This window comes from Pseudomonas sp. CNPSo 3701 (assembly GCF_028674975.1).
In the GTDB taxonomy this organism is placed as follows: domain Bacteria; phylum Pseudomonadota; class Gammaproteobacteria; order Pseudomonadales; family Pseudomonadaceae; genus Aquipseudomonas; species Aquipseudomonas straminea.
Genome location: NZ_JAQZSI010000001.1, coordinates 964,328 through 980,647, shown reverse-complemented (window position 1 = coordinate 980,647; position 16,320 = coordinate 964,328). Strand labels below are relative to the sequence as shown.

Annotated in this window: 12 protein-coding genes; 7 read left to right on the top strand and 5 right to left on the bottom strand. The window is 64.5% G+C overall.

Translation table 11 applies throughout. From position 1 onward, the window contains the following. The first annotated feature begins 25 nt into the window (after window positions 1-25). The 7 genes from PVA39_RS04405 (at window position 26) to PVA39_RS04375 (ending at window position 8,308) form a co-directional block, all read left to right on the top strand. A complete protein-coding gene (locus tag PVA39_RS04405; protein ID WP_274122995.1) occupies window positions 26-592 on the top strand; it encodes a helix-turn-helix domain-containing protein in 567 nt (188 codons plus the stop codon). A gap of 171 nt (window positions 593-763) precedes the next feature. Continuing rightward, window positions 764-2,359: an ABC transporter substrate-binding protein gene (locus tag PVA39_RS04400; RefSeq protein ID WP_093499791.1), complete on the top strand. Its 1,596-nt coding sequence runs from the start codon at window positions 764-766 to the stop codon at window positions 2,357-2,359. A gap of 192 nt (window positions 2,360-2,551) precedes the next feature. Next, on the top strand, window positions 2,552-4,147 hold the full coding sequence (locus PVA39_RS04395; RefSeq protein WP_274122994.1) for an ABC transporter substrate-binding protein: 1,596 nt from the start codon (window positions 2,552-2,554) through the stop codon (window positions 4,145-4,147). Between the two features lie 69 nt (window positions 4,148-4,216). Further along, window positions 4,217-5,227 carry an ABC transporter permease subunit gene (locus PVA39_RS04390; RefSeq protein WP_093499795.1) on the top strand — a complete coding sequence of 337 codons (1,011 nt, stop codon included), beginning with the start codon at window positions 4,217-4,219 and terminating at the stop codon, window positions 5,225-5,227. 166 nt (window positions 5,228-5,393) lie between these two features. Continuing rightward, window positions 5,394-6,302: an ABC transporter permease subunit gene (locus tag PVA39_RS04385; protein WP_093499797.1), complete on the top strand. Its 909-nt coding sequence runs from the start codon at window positions 5,394-5,396 to the stop codon at window positions 6,300-6,302. 63 nt (window positions 6,303-6,365) lie between these two features. Then, window positions 6,366-7,340: an ABC transporter ATP-binding protein gene (locus tag PVA39_RS04380; RefSeq protein WP_093499799.1), complete on the top strand. Its 975-nt coding sequence runs from the start codon at window positions 6,366-6,368 to the stop codon at window positions 7,338-7,340. Further along, complete coding sequence (locus PVA39_RS04375) at window positions 7,340-8,308, top strand: peptide ABC transporter ATP-binding protein (protein WP_274122993.1); 969 nt, start codon at window positions 7,340-7,342, stop codon at window positions 8,306-8,308. Before PVA39_RS04380 ends, PVA39_RS04375 begins: the two co-directional genes overlap by 1 nt. A gap of 223 nt (window positions 8,309-8,531) precedes the next feature. Here the strand turns inward: PVA39_RS04375 and PVA39_RS04370 are convergent, their stop codons facing one another. From PVA39_RS04370 to PVA39_RS04350, 5 genes are all read right to left on the bottom strand, one after another. After that, window positions 8,532-11,054 carry a sulfite reductase flavoprotein subunit alpha gene (locus PVA39_RS04370; protein WP_274122992.1) on the bottom strand — a complete coding sequence of 841 codons (2,523 nt, stop codon included), beginning with the start codon at window positions 11,052-11,054 and terminating at the stop codon, window positions 8,532-8,534. A 425-nt stretch (window positions 11,055-11,479) separates the two neighbouring features. Then, the gene (locus PVA39_RS04365; RefSeq protein WP_274122991.1) at window positions 11,480-13,702 is read right to left on the bottom strand and encodes a TonB-dependent receptor; all 2,223 of its coding nucleotides are present in this window, start codon (window positions 13,700-13,702) and stop codon (window positions 11,480-11,482) included. A gap of 143 nt (window positions 13,703-13,845) precedes the next feature. Then, window positions 13,846-14,940, bottom strand: coding sequence for an alpha-hydroxy acid oxidase (locus PVA39_RS04360; RefSeq protein WP_274122990.1), 1,095 nt, complete (start codon window positions 14,938-14,940; stop codon window positions 13,846-13,848). Between the two features lie 2 nt (window positions 14,941-14,942). Beyond that, window positions 14,943-15,623, bottom strand: coding sequence for a Fe2+-dependent dioxygenase (locus tag PVA39_RS04355; RefSeq protein WP_274122989.1), 681 nt, complete (start codon window positions 15,621-15,623; stop codon window positions 14,943-14,945). A gap of 149 nt (window positions 15,624-15,772) precedes the next feature. After that, the gene (locus PVA39_RS04350) at window positions 15,773-16,237 is read right to left on the bottom strand and encodes a hypothetical protein (RefSeq protein WP_274122988.1); all 465 of its coding nucleotides are present in this window, start codon (window positions 16,235-16,237) and stop codon (window positions 15,773-15,775) included. Window positions 16,238-16,320: the final 83 nt, after the last annotated feature.

Below are 16,320 nucleotides of genomic sequence, written 5' to 3'. Positions count from 1 at the left end.
CCAACTCCAACAACGAACTTTGCCCATGACCGCAGATCGCATTGGCGAACGCCTGCGCCGCTACCGGCGGGCCGCCGGCAAGACCCTCAACCAGGTGGCCGCCGACGCCGGCCTGACCGCCAGCTTCCTGTCCCAGGCCGAGCGCAACCTCACCGGCGTGTCGATCTCGTCCCTGGCGAGCATCGCCAAGTCCCTGAACGTGCCGCTCAACGCCCTGTTCGACCAACCCGTACAGGCGCAGCCCGACTCCCACGTCAACGAGCGCGTGCGCTACACGGTTGGCGGCCAACTGCTGGCCTACGAGCGCCTGTCCAGCTCGTTTCCCGGCAACTCGATCAACGCCGTGAAAATGAATATTCCGGTGGGCTACGAATCGGAACTGATCGCCCACGAGGGCGTGGAGTTCTCCTACGTGCTGGCCAGGCATATCGTCTACACCATCGAAGGTCGCGACTATCCGCTCGGCCCTGGCGACTCCGTGCATTTCGATGCCGGCAAGCTGCACCGGCTGATCAACGCCGCCGACGAGCCCGCCGAAGTGCTCACCATGACCACCATGCAATTGTTCGGCGATAGCCCAGCGCAAGAGTGATTTTCGCCCCAATTCAGGGCAAATATGCGCAATGTTAGTGCCGCTTAATTTTTGTTGACCGAAATTTCAGCATGACTTAATTTCGAGCCCGACCCGGTGGGCTATCCGCTTTCACCGCATATCGAGCTCGCGCTGAACCCAGGCGCGAACAAAAAGAAAAAAGAGGTTCGCATGCGCATGTCTCTCCTGTGCAAGGCTCTGCTCACGGCAGGTCTGCTCTCCAGTGTTTCGCTCGCCCAGGCCAGCAATCTGGTGTATTGCTCCGAAGGCAGCCCAGGTGGGTTCGACCCCGGCCAGTACACCACTGGTACCGACTTCGATGCGGCGTCGGAAACCATCTTCAACCGCCTGGCCGAATTCGAGCGTGGCGGCACCAAGGCTCAGCCGGGCCTGGCGACTTCCTGGGACATCAGCGAAGACGGCCTGACCTACACCTTCCACCTGCGCGAAGGGGTCAAGTTCCACACCACTGATTACTTCAAGCCGAGCCGCGAATTCAACGCCGACGACGTGCTGTTCACCTTCAACCGCATGCTCGACCGCAACCACCCGTTCCGCAAGGCTTACCCCAGCGAGTTCCCGTATTTCACCGATATGGGCCTGGACAAGAACATCGCCAAGGTCGAGAAGAAAGATGACCACACCGTGGTCTTCACCCTCAAGGAAGTGGACGCCGCGTTCGTGCAGAACCTGGCGATGAACTTCGCCGGCATCCATTCCGCCGAGTACGCCGACCAGTTGCTCAAGGCCGGCAAGGCCGCAGAAATCAACCAGAAGCCGATCGGCACCGGCCCGTTCGTGTTCAGCCGTTACCAGAAAGACGCGGCGATTCGCTACAAAGGCAACAAGGAATACTGGAACCCGGATGACGTGAAGATCGACAACCTGATCTTCTCGATCAACACCGACGCTTCGGTACGCGCCCAGAAGCTGCGCGCCGGCGAATGCCAGATCACCCTGAACCCGCGTCCGGCCGACCTCAAGGGCCTACAGGCGGACAAGAACCTCAATGTGCCGACCGCTCCGGGTTACAACCTGGGCTACATCGCTTACAACGTGACCCGCGCGCCGTTCGACAAACTCGAAGTGCGCCAGGCGCTGGATATGGCGGTGAACAAGAAAGCCATCATCGACGCCGTGTACCAGGGCGCCGGCCAGCTGGCCGTCAACGGCATGCCGCCGACCCAGTGGTCCTACGACGAGTCGATCAAGGACGCGCCCTACAACCCGGAAAAGGCCAAGGAACTGCTCAAGGCCGCCGGCGTGAAGGAAGGCACCGAAATCACCCTGTGGGCCATGCCTGTGCAGCGCCCCTACAACCCCAACGCCCGTCTGATGGCCGAAATGCTGCAGGCCGACTGGGCCAAGGTCGGCGTCAAGGCACGCATCGTCAGCTACGAGTGGGGCGAGTACATCAAGCGCGCCCACGCCGGCGAGCACGACGCCATGCTGATCGGCTGGACCGGCGACAATGGTGACCCCGACAACTGGCTCGGCACCCTGTACGGCTGCGCCTCGGTAGACGGCAACAACTTCTCCAAGTGGTGCAACGCCGAGTACGACAAGCTGGTAGTGGCCGCCAAGCGCGTGACCGACCAGAACGAGCGCAGCGAGCTGTACAAGCAGGCTCAGGTGGTGCTCAAGCGTGAAGTGCCGATCACCCCGATCGCCCACTCCACCGTGTACCAGCCGATGCGCACCAGCGTGAAGGGCTTCCAGATCAGCCCGTTCGGGCGTAACAGCTTTATCGGTGTCAGCAACGACTGATTGGCCGCCTCGCGGACAACCGCGCGGCGACCCGCCAACCGACAAGCCTGGGTGACCAGCGCGATCAGCGCTCAGTCCTCGGGCTTGCCACTGGCAACGACCGATGGTGCACGCATCCTTCTGAAAACCGGCTCACGGCCTGCCCCTTGCAGGCCGTACGTCTATGCTGACCTCAACCGCGGGGGACATCCGATGAAGACACTACCGCTACGCGCTGCCCTGGCCGCCCTGGTTCTCGGCGCCGCCGGCAATCTGGCCGCCAAACCGCTGGTGGTATGTACCGAGGCGAGCCCCGAGGGTTTCGACATCGTGCAGTACACCACCGCGGTGACCGCCGATGCCTCGGCCGAGACGGTGTTCAACCGCCTGGTCGACTTCAAGCCCGGCACCACTGACATTCAGCCGGCGTTGGCCGAAAGCTGGGAGATCAGCGACGACGGCCTGACCTACACCTTTCACCTGCGTAAAGGCGTGAAATTCCACACCACCGATTACTTCACGCCGAGCCGCGAATTCAACGCCGACGACGTGCTGTGGAGCCTCAATCGCCAGCTCGACCCCAAGCACCCGTGGCACGCCAAGGCCAGCGTGGGCTACCCCTATTTCGAGAGCATGGCGTTCCGCGACCTGCTCAAGTCGGTGACCAAGACCGACGACCACACCGTGGTCATCACCCTGAACCGCCCCGAAGCGCCGTTCCTGCGTGACATGGCCATGCCATTTACCTCGATCTACTCCGCCGAGTACGGCGACCAGCTGCTCAAGGCCGGCAAGACCGGCGAGCTCAACAGCAAGCCGATCGGCACCGGGCCGTTCATCTTCCAGCGCTACAACAAGGACGCCCAGGTTCGCTTCAAGGCCAACCCCGACTACTTCCGCGGCAAGCCGCCGGCCGACCCACTGATCTTCGCCATCGCCACCGACAACAACACCCGCCTGCAGAAGCTGCGCGCCAACGAGTGCCAGGTGGCGCTGTACCCCAAGCCTGATGACGTGCCGTCGATCAAGGCCGATGCCAACCTCAAGGTCGACGAGATCGAGGCCATCGTCACCGGCTATATCGCCATGAACACCGAGCACAAATACCTGAGCGACGTGCGCGTGCGCCAGGCGATCAACCTCGCCTTCGACCGCCAGCGCCACGTCGAGCAGCTGTTCGGCAAGGGCAACGCGCTGGTGGCGGTCAATCCCTACCCGCCGGTGCTGATCGGCTACAACGACGACAACCGCAACCCGCCCCGCGACCTCGACAAGGCCCGTGCCCTGCTCAAGGAAGCCGGCGTGCCGGAAGGCGCCGTGCTTACCCTGTTCACCCGCAGCGGCGGCGGCCAGACCAACCCCAACCCGCGCCTGTCGGCAGAAATGCTCCAGGCCGACCTTGCCGAGATCGGCCTGAAGCTCGATATCCGCGTGATGGAGTGGGGCGAGATGCTGCGCCGTGCCAAGAAGGGCGAAGGCGACCTGGTGTCCTCCGGCTGGGCCGGCGACAACGGCGACCCGGACAATTTCCTGACCCCGCTGCTGAGCTGCGATGCGGCGAAAAACGGCGAGAACTATGCGCGCTGGTGCAACCCTAAGTTCCAGGACCTGATCACCCAGGCCCGCGGCGTGACCGACAACGATCAACGTGCCGGCCTCTACCGCCAGGCTCTGGCGATCTACGCCGAGGGTCAACCCTGGATCAACGTGGCCCACCCGAAACTGTTCACCGCCATGCGCAAGAACGTCGAGGGCTATCACATCAGCCCACTGACCAATAACAACTTCGCCACCACCCAGGTGAAGTAGATAAAAACACACCGCCGGCGGTACACACGCCGGCGGGCTGCCTGACCGGCCAATGAGGTACCTCCCACGATGTTGAGTTTTATTGCCCGGCGCCTGGGCCTGCTGATCCCCACGTTCTTCGGGGTTACGCTGCTGACCTTCGCGCTCATCCGCATGATCCCCGGCGACCCCGTGGAAGTGATGATGGGCGAGCGGCGCGTCGACCCGCAGATGCACGCCGAAGCCATGGAGCGTCTGGGCCTCAACAAGCCCCTGTATGCCCAGTACTTCGATTACATCGGCCAGCTGGCCCAGGGCGACCTGGGTGAATCGCTGCGCACCCGCACCCCGGTGTGGAGCGAGTTCACCACCCTGTTTCCCGCCACCCTGGAGCTCACTCTGGCCGCGCTGCTGTTTTCCGGCACGCTGGGGCTGATTGCCGGGGTGATCGCCGCGCTCAAACGGGGCTCGTTATTCGATCACGGGGTGATGGGCATTTCCCTGGCCGGCTATTCGATGCCGATCTTCTGGTGGGGCCTGCTGCTGATCATGTTCTTCTCGGTGTGGCTCGGCTGGACGCCGGTATCGGGGCGTATCGACCTGCTCTACGACATCCAGCCGGTCACCGGCTTCATGCTGATCGACACCCTGCTGTCCGATGAGGAAGGCGCGTTCGGCAACGCCCTGCGCCACCTGATCCTGCCGGCCATCGTGCTGGGCACCATCCCGTTGGCGGTGATCGCCCGCATGACCCGCTCGGCGATGCTCGAAGTGCTGCGTGAGGACTACGTGCGCACCGCCCGCGCCAAGGGCCTGTCGCCGGCCCGCGTGGTATTCGTGCACGGCCTGCGCAACGCACTGATTCCGGTGCTCACCGTGTTCGGCCTGCAGGTCGGCACTCTGCTCGCCGGGGCGGTACTGACCGAAACCATCTTCTCCTGGCCGGGCATCGGCAAGTGGCTGATCGAGTCCATCGGTGCCCGCGACTACCCCGTGGTGCAGAACGGCATCCTGCTGATCGCCTGCCTGGTGATCCTGGTCAACTTCGTGGTGGACATCCTCTATGGACTCGTTAACCCACGCATTCGCCACCAGCGCTGATAAAGGAGCCTGAAATGTCCCTGCATTTGGCTCGCTGGAGCTATTCAGAAAACACCAACGTATTCGTAGCCTGGGTTGGGCAGCGCGATACCCAGGTCGCTCTCTCCCGGGTGTCGTTGCGCTCGACCCGGGTTACGCCAAAATCAGCTATTCATGAGGTGCGAGCATGACCTCGACCACGACTACACCGCTGGACCAGGCCCTGGTCTACCCCTCGCCGCTGAAGGAATTCTGGCGCGCGTTCAGCCACAACAAGGGCGCTGTCGCCGGCCTCGGCTTCATGCTGCTGATGGTGTTCTGCGCGCTGTTCGCGCCATGGATCGCGCCCTATTCGCCCAGCGAACAGTTCCGTGACGCCCTGCTGACCCCGCCGGTCTGGCTCGAAGGCGGGCAATGGCAGTTCATCCTCGGCACCGACGAAGTGGGCCGCGACCTGCTCTCGCGGCTGATCCACGGCGCGCGCCTGTCGCTGCTGATCGGCCTGGCCTCGGTGGTCATCTCGCTGATTCCCGGCCTGCTGCTGGGCCTGGTCGCCGGCTTCTTCCCGCGCCTGATGGGCCCGTCGATCATGCGCCTGATGGATATCATGCTGGCCCTGCCCTCGCTGCTGCTGGCCGTGGCCATCGTCGCCATCCTCGGCCCAGGCCTGATCAACACCGTGATCGCCATTGCCATTGTCTCGCTGCCCTCCTACGTGCGCCTGACCCGCGCTGCGGTGATGGGCGAGCTGAACCGCGACTACGTCACCGCCGCCCGCCTGGCCGGCGCCAGCCTGCCACGGCTGATGTTCATTACCGTGCTGCCCAACTGCATGGCGCCGCTGATCGTGCAGGCGACCCTGAGCTTTTCCTCGGCGATTCTCGATGCCGCCGCCCTGGGCTTCCTCGGCCTGGGCGTGCAACCGCCAACGCCTGAGTGGGGCACCATGCTGGCTTCGGCGCGCGACTACATCGAGCGCGCCTGGTGGGTGGTGACCCTGCCCGGCCTCGCCATCCTGCTTAGCGTGCTGGCGATCAACCTGATGGGCGACGGCCTGCGCGATGCGCTGGACCCGAAACTCAAGAATGCGATCTGAGGAGGCCGCCATGAACCTGTTCTGCACCACGGCCGCCCCCTGCAATTCGATGGAGGCCACCCGATGAGCCTGCTGGAAATAGACAACCTGAGCGTGCGCTTCGGCGACGCCAACGCCGTGCCGGTGGTCGATGGCCTCGACCTGAAAGTCGACAAGGGTGAGGTGCTGGCCATCGTCGGCGAGTCCGGCTCCGGCAAGTCGGTGACCATGATGGCGCTGATGGGCCTGATCGACGCCCCCGGCATCGTGCGCGCCGACCGCCTGACCTTCGACGGCACGGACATGCTGACCCTCAAGGGCCGCCAGCGTCGACATATCGTCGGCAAGGACCTGTCGATGATCTTCCAGGACCCGATGACGGCACTGAACCCCAGCTTCACCGTGGGTTTCCAGATCGAGGAAGTGCTGCGTCAGCACCTCGGTCTCAAGGGCAAGGCTGCCCGCCAGCGTGCCCTGCAACTGCTCGAACGCGTGGAAATCCCTGGTGCCGCCAGCCGCCTCGACGCCTTCCCGCACCAGCTCTCCGGTGGCATGAGCCAGCGCGTCGCGATCGCCATGGCGATTGCGGCCGAGCCCAAGCTGCTGATCGCCGATGAGCCGACCACCGCCCTGGACGTGACCATCCAGGCGCAGATCATGGAGCTGCTGCTCGACCTGCAGCGCGAACAGAATATGGGCCTGGTGCTGATCACCCATGACCTGGCCGTGGTCGCCGAAACCGCCAACCGGGTCTGCGTGATGTACGCAGGCCAGGCCGTGGAGCTGGGCCAGGTGCCAGCGCTGTTCGACGCGCCGACCCACCCGTACACCGAAGCGCTGATCAAGGCGATTCCCGAGCACAGCCTGGGCGCCACGCGCCTGTCGACACTGCCCGGCATCGTCCCTGGTCGCTATGACCGACCCCACGGCTGCCTGTTGTCGCCGCGCTGCCCCTACGTGCAGCCCAAGTGCCGCGAGCAGCGCCCGGCCCTGGAACCCCACGAGCGCGGCGCGGTGCGCTGCTATTTCCCGCTCAATCTGAATGCTGAGGTGGCGTGATGACGACCGTTCTGACCGCACGCCAACTGACGCGTCACTACTCCGTGTCCCAGGGGCTGTTCAAGCCCGCCGCCACGGTGCAGGCGCTCAATGGTGTGTCCTTCGAGTTGCAGGCTGGCAAGACCCTGGCCGTGGTCGGCGAATCCGGCTGCGGCAAATCCACCCTGGCCCGCGCCCTGACACTGATCGAGGAGCCCACCTCGGGCTCGCTGCAGATCGCCGGGCAGGAAGTCAACGGCGCCAGCGCCCAGACCCGCAAGCAACTGCGCCGCGACGTGCAGATGGTCTTTCAGAACCCCTACGCCTCGCTCAACCCGCGGCAGAAGATCGGTGACCAGCTGGCCGAACCGCTGTTGATCAACACCAGCCTGTCGCGCGTCGAACGCCGCGAAAAGGTCCAGGCGATGATGAATCAGGTCGGCCTGCGCCCCGAGCACTACCAGCGCTACCCGCACATGTTCTCCGGCGGTCAGCGCCAGCGCATCGCCCTGGCCCGCGCCATGATGCTCACCCCCAAGGTGCTGGTGGCGGACGAGCCGACTTCGGCGCTGGACGTGTCGATCCAGGCCCAGGTGCTCAACCTGTTCATGGACCTGCAGGAAGAGTTCCAGACCGGCTACGTGTTCATCTCCCACAACCTCTCGGTGGTGCGCCACGTCGCCGATGACGTGCTGGTGATGTACCTCGGCCGCCCGGCGGAAATCGGCCCCAGCGAAAAGCTCTACGAGCGCCCGCTGCACCCATACACCAAGGCGCTGCTGTCGGCCACGCCGACCATCCACCCGGATCCGAGCAAACCGAAGATCAAGATCGTCGGCGAGCTGCCCAACCCGCTCAACCCGCCACCCGGCTGCCCGTTCCACAAGCGCTGCCCATACGCCACCGAGCGCTGCCAGACCGAGCTGCCGCTGCTGCGACCGCTCGATGGCCGGGAAGTGGCCTGCCACCACGCCGAGCAGTTTCTCTGACCGCCCGCCGGGCGCAGCTTCACGCTGCGCCCGGAGGAACAAGAGCCTTTTCACGATCGTCCTGCCGGGCTTTATCTATGTGATCGCTACGTAACTGGATCGGCCGTTCGCGTAAATTGTAGGAGGGGCTTTAGCCCCGAGCTCTTTGCTTGCCTTAATAAAAAACTCGCGGCTAAAGCCGCTCCTACGCAACCTTTGAATGTCCGGTTCGCGAGCACGCTTCTCAGTACACATCCCGCCGATACCGCCCCTGCTCCACCAGCTCTTCCACAACAGCCTCACCCAGCACGTCTCGCAGTACCTGATCCACACCCGCCGCCATACCCTGCAAGCTGCCGCACACATAAATCGCAGCACCCTCGGCAATCCACGCCCGCAGTTCATCCGCGGCCTCGCGCAGGCGATCCTGCACGTAAATGCGCTTCGCCTGATCACGGGAAAAGGCCAGATCCAGCCGCTGCAATTGGCCGCCTTCGAGCCAGGCCTGCAACTCGTCACGGCAGTAGAAGTCGTGCTCGGCGTTGCGCTCGCCAAACAGCAGCCAGTTGCGCGCGTGCCCGGCAGCGATGCGCGCCTTGAGCAGGCTGCGCAGGCCAGCCAGTCCCGTGCCGTTGCCGATCAGGATCACTGGTCGGTCATCCTCTGGAACATGGAAACCGCTATTACGCCGTACCCGCGCCAGCAACTGCTCGCCAACTGGCAGGTGCGCAGTCAGCCAGCCGGAGCCGGCACCCAGCTCGCCATTGGCCAGCTGTTGCTGACGCACGATCAGCTCCAGCATGCCGTCCTCCGGCAGCGAGGCAATCGAGTATTCGCGGCTCGGCAGCGGCACCAGCGCATCGAGCAGCGCCTGGGCGTGCAGGCCGACCAGATGACTGGCGCTGTACGGCAACTGGCGAGCGGCCAGCGCCTCACTGAGTGTATGGCCCAGCGGCTCGATGATGACGGTTTCCAGCGCCTGTAAACCATGCTCATACAGCCAGCGCTGCACCTGCGCTTCACCGTTGCGCGGGAGGATTTCCAGGATATCGCCGGCCTGCCACTGCGCACCGGCTGGCGGCTGCAGGCCGACCAGCCAGGTGCCCGCGCCCTGGCTGCCCGGGTTCAGGCAGATACGTTCACGCAGCACCCAGCCATCGAAGGGCACCTGTTGTACGGCCATTGGCTGCACGCCAGTCAGCTCGGCCAGCTGGCGCTGCCAGTTCTGCAGAGCAGCTTGGTCATCGCCATCCACCTCGATACGCTCGCCCAGGCGCTGGGCGCCGCGCCCGGCCAGCCAATCGTCGACACGCCGGGCAAAGCCGCAGAACTGCGCATACTGGCGATCCCCCAGGGCCAGTACCGCGTAGCGCAAGCCGGGTAGATCCAGCGCCGACGTCAGCCATTGGCGCTCGACGCCACGGGCGCTATCCGGCGCCTCGCCGTCGCCAAAGGTGCTGAGCACCAACAGCGCGCAAGGTGTGGCGCTGAGCCTGGCGGTGTCGATACGCGCCAGCGGCTGCACCTCAACCGCCAGGCCGGCGGCCTGCAATTGCCCGGCGGTCTGCCAGGCCAGTTGCTCGGCAAAGCCGCTCTGGCTGGCGAAACCGACCAGCCAGGGCTCACCACCCTCGCTCCCGGCAAGCGCTTGACGAGCGCCCAGCGCTGCACGCTTCTTGCCGCGCCTGTCCAGGTACAGCAGCAGGCCGGTGACAAAGAACAGCGGCATCACCAGGCTGGCGACCATCATCAGGATGCGCCCGGTCATGCCGAAATACTCGCCGGTGTGCAGGGCGTAGACGCTGGCCAGCAGGCGCGCCTTGAAGGACTTGTCGGCATAGCGCTCGACCTGCTTCGCCTCGCCGGTCAGTGGGTCGAGTTGCATCTGGTCGAAGGCGCGGGTGTGCTCGGCGTCGCGCAGCATGAAGAACACCCGCGCCGACTGCCCGGCCGTACTCGGCAGCTGCAGGCTGTAGACGCCCAGCTTGTCGCCCGCGGTGCGCTGGATGCCCTGCCAGAGCTTGGCGTAATCCACCGGCGGCATCGCCTGGCCCTGGGGCGGCGGGCCACGGCGACCACGCTCTTCGCCGGCGGCACGCGGCTTGTCACTGAGCAGGCTTTCCAGCCCGCTGCGGTACCAGTCGTAGGACCAATACAGGCCGGTCAGCGCTGCACACAGGTACAGCGGCAGGCACCAGGTGCCGACCACCGAATGCAGATCCCAATTGAACGCGCGGCCCTTCTTGGCCCAGTCGAACGTCAGCCAGGCGCGCCAGCTCCATACCTTGCGCGGCCAGCGCAGGTAAAGCCCGGACAGGCAGAAGAACACCAGGGCGATGGTGCAGGCACCGGTGATCTGCCGACCGCTCTGGCCCATGGCGAGAAAGCGATGCAGCTGCAGCATCAGCCCGAAGAACTGCAAGCCGCGAGGGTCCTCGAAGATCTCGGCTGTATAGGGGTCGACGAAGCGTATCCCGCCGCGCCGCTCACCCGGCGGCGGCGTCAGGAACACCCGAGTCGGCTGGCCGCCCTCGGTATCCACATACAGCCCGGATACGCTGAGCCCCTGAGCCTGCAAGCGCTCGACCATTTCGCCCGGTGGCAGCACATCGCCCGCCTGAGCGGTCACCGCCATCTCGGGGTTGATCGCCAGCAGGATCTCTTCCTGAAAGCTGTACAGCGCGCCGGTCACGCCCATCAGGGCCAGCACCAGCCCGGCGGTGATGCCGAAAAACCAGTGCAGTTGGAACAAGACTTTCTTGAACACGATTAACACTCAGCAGATGGACACGACTCGAAGCCGCGCGATCATAGGGTCTGTTGCCGTTTCAACGCGAGCCGCGTTGTCGCGAGAAATCTCGCCAGGCGAGGCGGAGGACGCAGGGAATGGTTGTTCCCTTGCCAAGTCCTCCAACGACGCATGGCGAGATTTCCCGCACAACCCGAAGGGCCGGGCCCGTTTTGCCGCGATACTGCGTTTCTCGCCGGCTCATTTGGCTAGCCAAACTTCGCGGCTCGTGCCTTGCCTCGCGGCAAAACGGGCTCCGGCGCGGCCGTGCGTGAAACGGCAACAGACCCTAGATGAGAATCATTTAAAATGCTCGTTTTTTACCTGCTCTTTACCAATCAGCGAACGCCACACAGGCAAAAGCCCCGTCGACGCCAGACGTCAACGGGGCTCAAGGGCGCCTATCAGAAGCTGTAAGTCGCCGACAGCAGCGCCGAACGACCATCGCCATACTCGATGGCCGACGAGCGAGCCGCGGCACCGGCCTGCTGACGCACGCGCTCGACATAATCCTCATCGAACAGGTTGTTCACGTTCAGCTGCAGGTCGAGGTTCTCGTTGACCGTGTAGCCGACCATGGCGTTGTGCAGCCAGTAGTCGTCCAGCTTGGCGCGGGTGCTGGAGCTGACGTTGCGCTCGCTGACGTAACGGGTGCCGTAGCCGATGCTCCAGCCGGCGGGCAGCTTGTAGGTGGTCCACAGGTTGAAGGAGCGCGGCGGCGTATTGCCCAGCGCCTGGCCTTCGCGGTCGGCACCGGCTGGTGTGTCGGCGGCCTTGAGGGTTTCGCTGTCGAGGAAGGTGTAGTTGGCGAACACGTCCCACTGCTCGGTCACGTGACCAGTCAGGCCCAATTCGACGCCGTCGACGCGCTGCTTGCCGGCCAGCTGCGTGGAGCCATCGGACATGGTTTCCCGAGCATTGCTCTTCTCGACGCGGAACACGGCGGCGTCCAGTTCGACACGGCGCTCGAACAGTTCCCACTTGGTGCCCAGCTCCCAGGTTTCGTTCTTCTCGGGGGCAAGGTCAGCCGTGGCAGCGGTCAGGCCACCGCCCGACGACGCCAGGTTCTCGGCAGAGGGGTTGTAGGAGTTGCCCCAGGCCACATAGAAGCGTCCGTTCTCCACCGGTTTGTAGACCAGACCAAGCCGGCTGCTGGCCTTGCGATCATTGGACTCGAAACGGGTGGTCGGCTGGTGAGTGGCGTCGAATGCACGCGCCTGACCGTCCATCCAGTCCACCCGTACGCCGCCGTTGATGTCCCACTGCTCGTTGAGGGCGATGGTGTCGAACAGGTAGATGGCCTTGTCGACCAGCTTGGTCTCGGTGTAGCCGCTGGTGGCCTTGTTGGTGGCGCCGGCCCAGTAGCCCGGCGGGTTGTCGAGATCGAAGATCGGATAGGGCCCGGCACTGGTCAGGTTGTAGCTGTAGGTGCGCAGGTCCAGGGTTTCGCGGGAGATTTCCGCACCGACCACCAGGTTGTGGGCCAACCCGAAGGTATCGAAGGCGGCCTTGATGTTGCTCTGGTTGATCCACATTTCGGTCTCGGCATCGCGGCCGTAGCCCTGCGGGCCTGCCGGGCGGTAGCTGCCGGCCGGCACCCCGGTGGTGTTGACGTGGGAGGCGGACACCGTTGTGTCGCGGTTGACCCGGCTGTAGCGGGTCAGGTTCTGCAGGCTCAGGTTGTCGTTGAAGTCGTGCTCGAAGTTGGCGGTGAGCGCGCTCTGCTCGATCTTTTCCTTGTCCAGGTTCTTCCAGCCGAAGTAGGCGTCGCGGTCCACACCGGCCAGGCGTTTGCCATCCAGGGCCGGCACGCCGTAATCGGGCAGGTTGTCGTCCTCCTGATGGTGCAGGCTGAGGGTCAGCCGGGTCGCCTCGCTAAAGCCCAGGCGCAGAGACGGGGCAATCCCCCAACGCTTGCGGTCGATCTCGTCGCGGCCGGCCACGTCGTTCTGGTGGCCCATCAGGTTCAGGCGTACGGCGCTGTCGGTGCCCACACCTTCGAGCGGCTGGTTGGTGTCCAGGGTGGTGCGGTAGTAGTTGTCGGTGCCAAGGCTACCGCCGATGCGGGTGAAGGCACGGTTCTGCGGCTGCTTGCTGATCACGTTGATGCTGCCGCCAGTGGTGCCGGCGCCGCCGAATACCGAGTTCGGGCCCTTGATGACTTCCACCTGGTCGATGTTGAAGGTGTCGGTACGGCTGGTCTGGGCGCTGTCGCGCAGGCCGTCGATCTGCATGTTGGCATTGGCGCTGAAACCGCGGATGTTGATGCTGTCGCCCGAACCACCACCGCCCTCGCCGGCATTGAAGGTGATACCCGATACGTTGGACAGCACCTGGCGCAGGCTCAGGGCCTGTTGCTCTTCGATGACCTTCTTGGGTACCACGGTGATGGTCTGCGGAGTATCGAGCAGCGGCGCCGTTATCTTCGCGGAAGCGGACTGTTCGACCTTGGAGCTTTCTGCTTCCTGGGCCTGGATCTGTATGTCCCCCAGCTGCAGCGAACCGGTCCGCGCAGTGGTTTCGGCAGCCAGGCTGGCAAGGCTACAGGATGCCAGTGCCAGGCCGATGGCCGAGGCGAGCAGGCAGGGTTGTGGACGACGTGTCAGCGCTTTTTTTGTGTGTTGCATGGTATGTCTCCCCAGAAAGCCGGGAAGAATAATTGATAATTATTATCATGCAACAACAATAATCATTCATATCCGTATGTATAGCGGCCGCGCTTCGACCTGCCAGCTCCAGCACCAATTTCTTCGAATGAAATGCCCCGCGGTCAGCGGGCCAGCACGCGCTTGTCGATGGCCGCCAGGTCGCGACACCCTGTCAGGGCCATCGCCACCTCCAGCTCGGCGCGCAGCAGTTGAATGACATGCGCCACCCCCGCCGCGCCGGCTGCCGCCAGCCCATGGATGTAAGGCCTGCCAATCAGCACCGCATCGGCGCCGAGAGCGAGGGCCTTGAGAATGTCGGTACCGCGACGAATGCCGCCGTCGAACAACAGCGGCAGGCGCCCCTGCAGCGCATTGGCAATCGGCTCCAGGCAGTCGAGGCTGGCCGCCATGCCGTCGAGCGTGCGGCCACCGTGATTGGACACGATCAGCCCGTCCGCGCCCTGCTCCAGCGCTTCGCGGGCGTCCTCCAGTTCGGTCACGCCCTTTAGCAACAACGGCAAGCGGGTGATCGAGCGCAGCCAGCGAATGTCCGCCCAGGTTGGCGCCGCGGCGAGCAGGCTACCGCCCATCAGCAGAGCGCCATTGCTTGCCGTCGGCTGCGCGGCGGGCGCGCGCATGCCCTGCAGATTGACCGCCTGCACGTCGGCCGGCAGCACGAAGCCGGCACGTTGCTCGCGGTTGCGCACGCCGTTGACCGGCGCATCCACGGTCAGTACCAACGCGCGATAGCCGGCCGCTTCGGCGCGCCTCACTAAAGCTTCGGTGAAGTCACGATCAGGCTGGACGTACAACTGGAACCACAGCGGATTGCTGGCCGCAGCGGCGATGTCCTCGAGGCTCGTGCTGGCCTGGGTGCTGACGATCATCCCGGCCTGCAGAGCATCGGCGGCCATCACCGTGGCCAGTTCGCCGTCCGGGTGGGCGAGCTTCTGGAAGGCCACCGGCGCCAGCAGAATCGGAAAATCGTGGGTCACCCCGAACAATTCCCGGCGCGTGTGCCCACCGCTCAGGTCGCGCAATACCCGGCTGCGCAAACGCAGGCGCTGGAACGCCTCCAGATTGGCCTGAAGAGTCAGCTCATCGGCCACACCACCGTTGACGTAGGCCCAGGCCTGCTCGCTCATGCGCGCCTGGGCGTAGGGTTGGTAATCGCTGACCGAGGCGATGCTCGGGGGAATCTGCTGCAGCTTCTCCATGCTCAGGTGTTCGCCCAGTGCCGCAGCAGGTTGTGGTACACGCCGGTCAGGCGAACCACCTCGGGGCTTTCCGGCAACTGCTGGCTGATGCCCTGGATGGCCTGATCCAGCTCGAACAGCATGCTGCGCTGGCCATCCTCGCGCACCAGGCTCTGGATCCAGAAGAACGAGGCGAAGCGTACGCCACGGGTCACCGGCATCACCCGGTGCAGGCTGGTGCCGGGATACAGCACCAGGTGCCCGGCCGGCAGCTTGATGCTGTGGCTGCCGTAGGTGTCCTCGATCACCAGTTCGCCGCCGACGTACTCATCCGGCTCGCTGAAGAACAGGGTGGCCGACAGGTCGCTGCGCACCCGGTGCGGCGTGCCGGGCACGCTAAAAATGGCGTTGTCCACATGATTGCCATAGGTGCCGCCGCCGGCATAGCGGTTGAAACGCGGTGGCAACACCTTGAGCGGCAGCGCGGCGGCGACGAAGCGCGGGTTGGCACCCAGGCAATCGACGATGAAATCGCCGATCTGTACCGCCAGCGGATCATCCTGGGCCAGTTGCTGGTTGTCCTTGGCGCGCTGGGCGACATGCCCGGCCGTGCCGCGACCATCCTGCCAGGCCCCCTGCTCCAGCGCGACACGGCACTGGCGCAGCTGCTCGGGCGCCAGCACATCGGGGATGGTCAACATCATGAACGGACTCTCGCGAACGCCTAGTAGAGAATGATTCTAAGGCGCAACAAGTAGGCGAGAGAAGCCAGCCCGTGAAAAATAAAACACCTGCACCGAATCCAGAGCAGGCGTAGCGGTATCAAGGAAGGAAAAACAGCGCTCTCGGTGGCTCAGCGCAAACGCCACATTTCGAACGGCCTGGCCAACACGAACAGATCGCGAGCGACGCTTTCCGGGTACTGGTCGAGCGGCGGCGCATCGGGCAGGTACAGCGCGGCGGCGTCGAGGGTCGACAGCGAGAACTCCAGCTCCATACCGCCGGCCTGGAACAGCGCGATGATCGCTTCGACTTCCGCCGCACAGCTGCAATTGACCCGGCGCCCGGCGTAGAAGACGTTGAGCTGGTCGCAGACCTTTTCGGCAGCCAGGCCGGTGGCCTCGGCTTCGAGCAGCGACAGGCCGAGATCTTCCTCACAGGCCGCATCCAGGGTGATGGGGCTGACCGTCGGTTTGACGATGGCGGACATGCTCCTGCCTGGCACCGCGGCACCGACTTCGATGGGGAAAGGCCCCTGCACGCTCTGGTAGAAGCGAACGGCCATGGCGCCTTCGAGCATTCCTGGGATCTGTTTCACGACTCCACTCTCATCATCGACTCAACGAGCGCGGCACCATCCTGCGCCGCAACGGGACGGCATTGTCGGCGCCTGATGTTTAA

Bases quoted from the DNA above. Each gene is read 5' to 3' on its own strand.
- PVA39_RS04405 (WP_274122995.1), top strand. From the start codon at position 26: ATGACCGCAGATCGCATTGGCGAACGCCTGCGCCGCTACCGGCGGGCC.
- PVA39_RS04400 (WP_093499791.1), top strand. From the start codon at position 764: ATGCGCATGTCTCTCCTGTGCAAGGCTCTGCTCACGGCAGGTCTGCTC.
- PVA39_RS04395 (WP_274122994.1), top strand. From the start codon at position 2,552: ATGAAGACACTACCGCTACGCGCTGCCCTGGCCGCCCTGGTTCTCGGC.
- PVA39_RS04390 (WP_093499795.1), top strand. From the start codon at position 4,217: ATGTTGAGTTTTATTGCCCGGCGCCTGGGCCTGCTGATCCCCACGTTC.
- PVA39_RS04385 (WP_093499797.1), top strand. From the start codon at position 5,394: ATGACCTCGACCACGACTACACCGCTGGACCAGGCCCTGGTCTACCCC.
- PVA39_RS04380 (WP_093499799.1), top strand. From the start codon at position 6,366: ATGAGCCTGCTGGAAATAGACAACCTGAGCGTGCGCTTCGGCGACGCC.
- PVA39_RS04375 (WP_274122993.1), top strand. From the start codon at position 7,340: ATGACGACCGTTCTGACCGCACGCCAACTGACGCGTCACTACTCCGTG.
- PVA39_RS04365 (WP_274122991.1), bottom strand. From the start codon at position 13,702: ATGCAACACACAAAAAAAGCGCTGACACGTCGTCCACAACCCTGCCTG.
- PVA39_RS04360 (WP_274122990.1), bottom strand. From the start codon at position 14,940: ATGGAGAAGCTGCAGCAGATTCCCCCGAGCATCGCCTCGGTCAGCGAT.
- PVA39_RS04355 (WP_274122989.1), bottom strand. From the start codon at position 15,623: ATGATGTTGACCATCCCCGATGTGCTGGCGCCCGAGCAGCTGCGCCAG.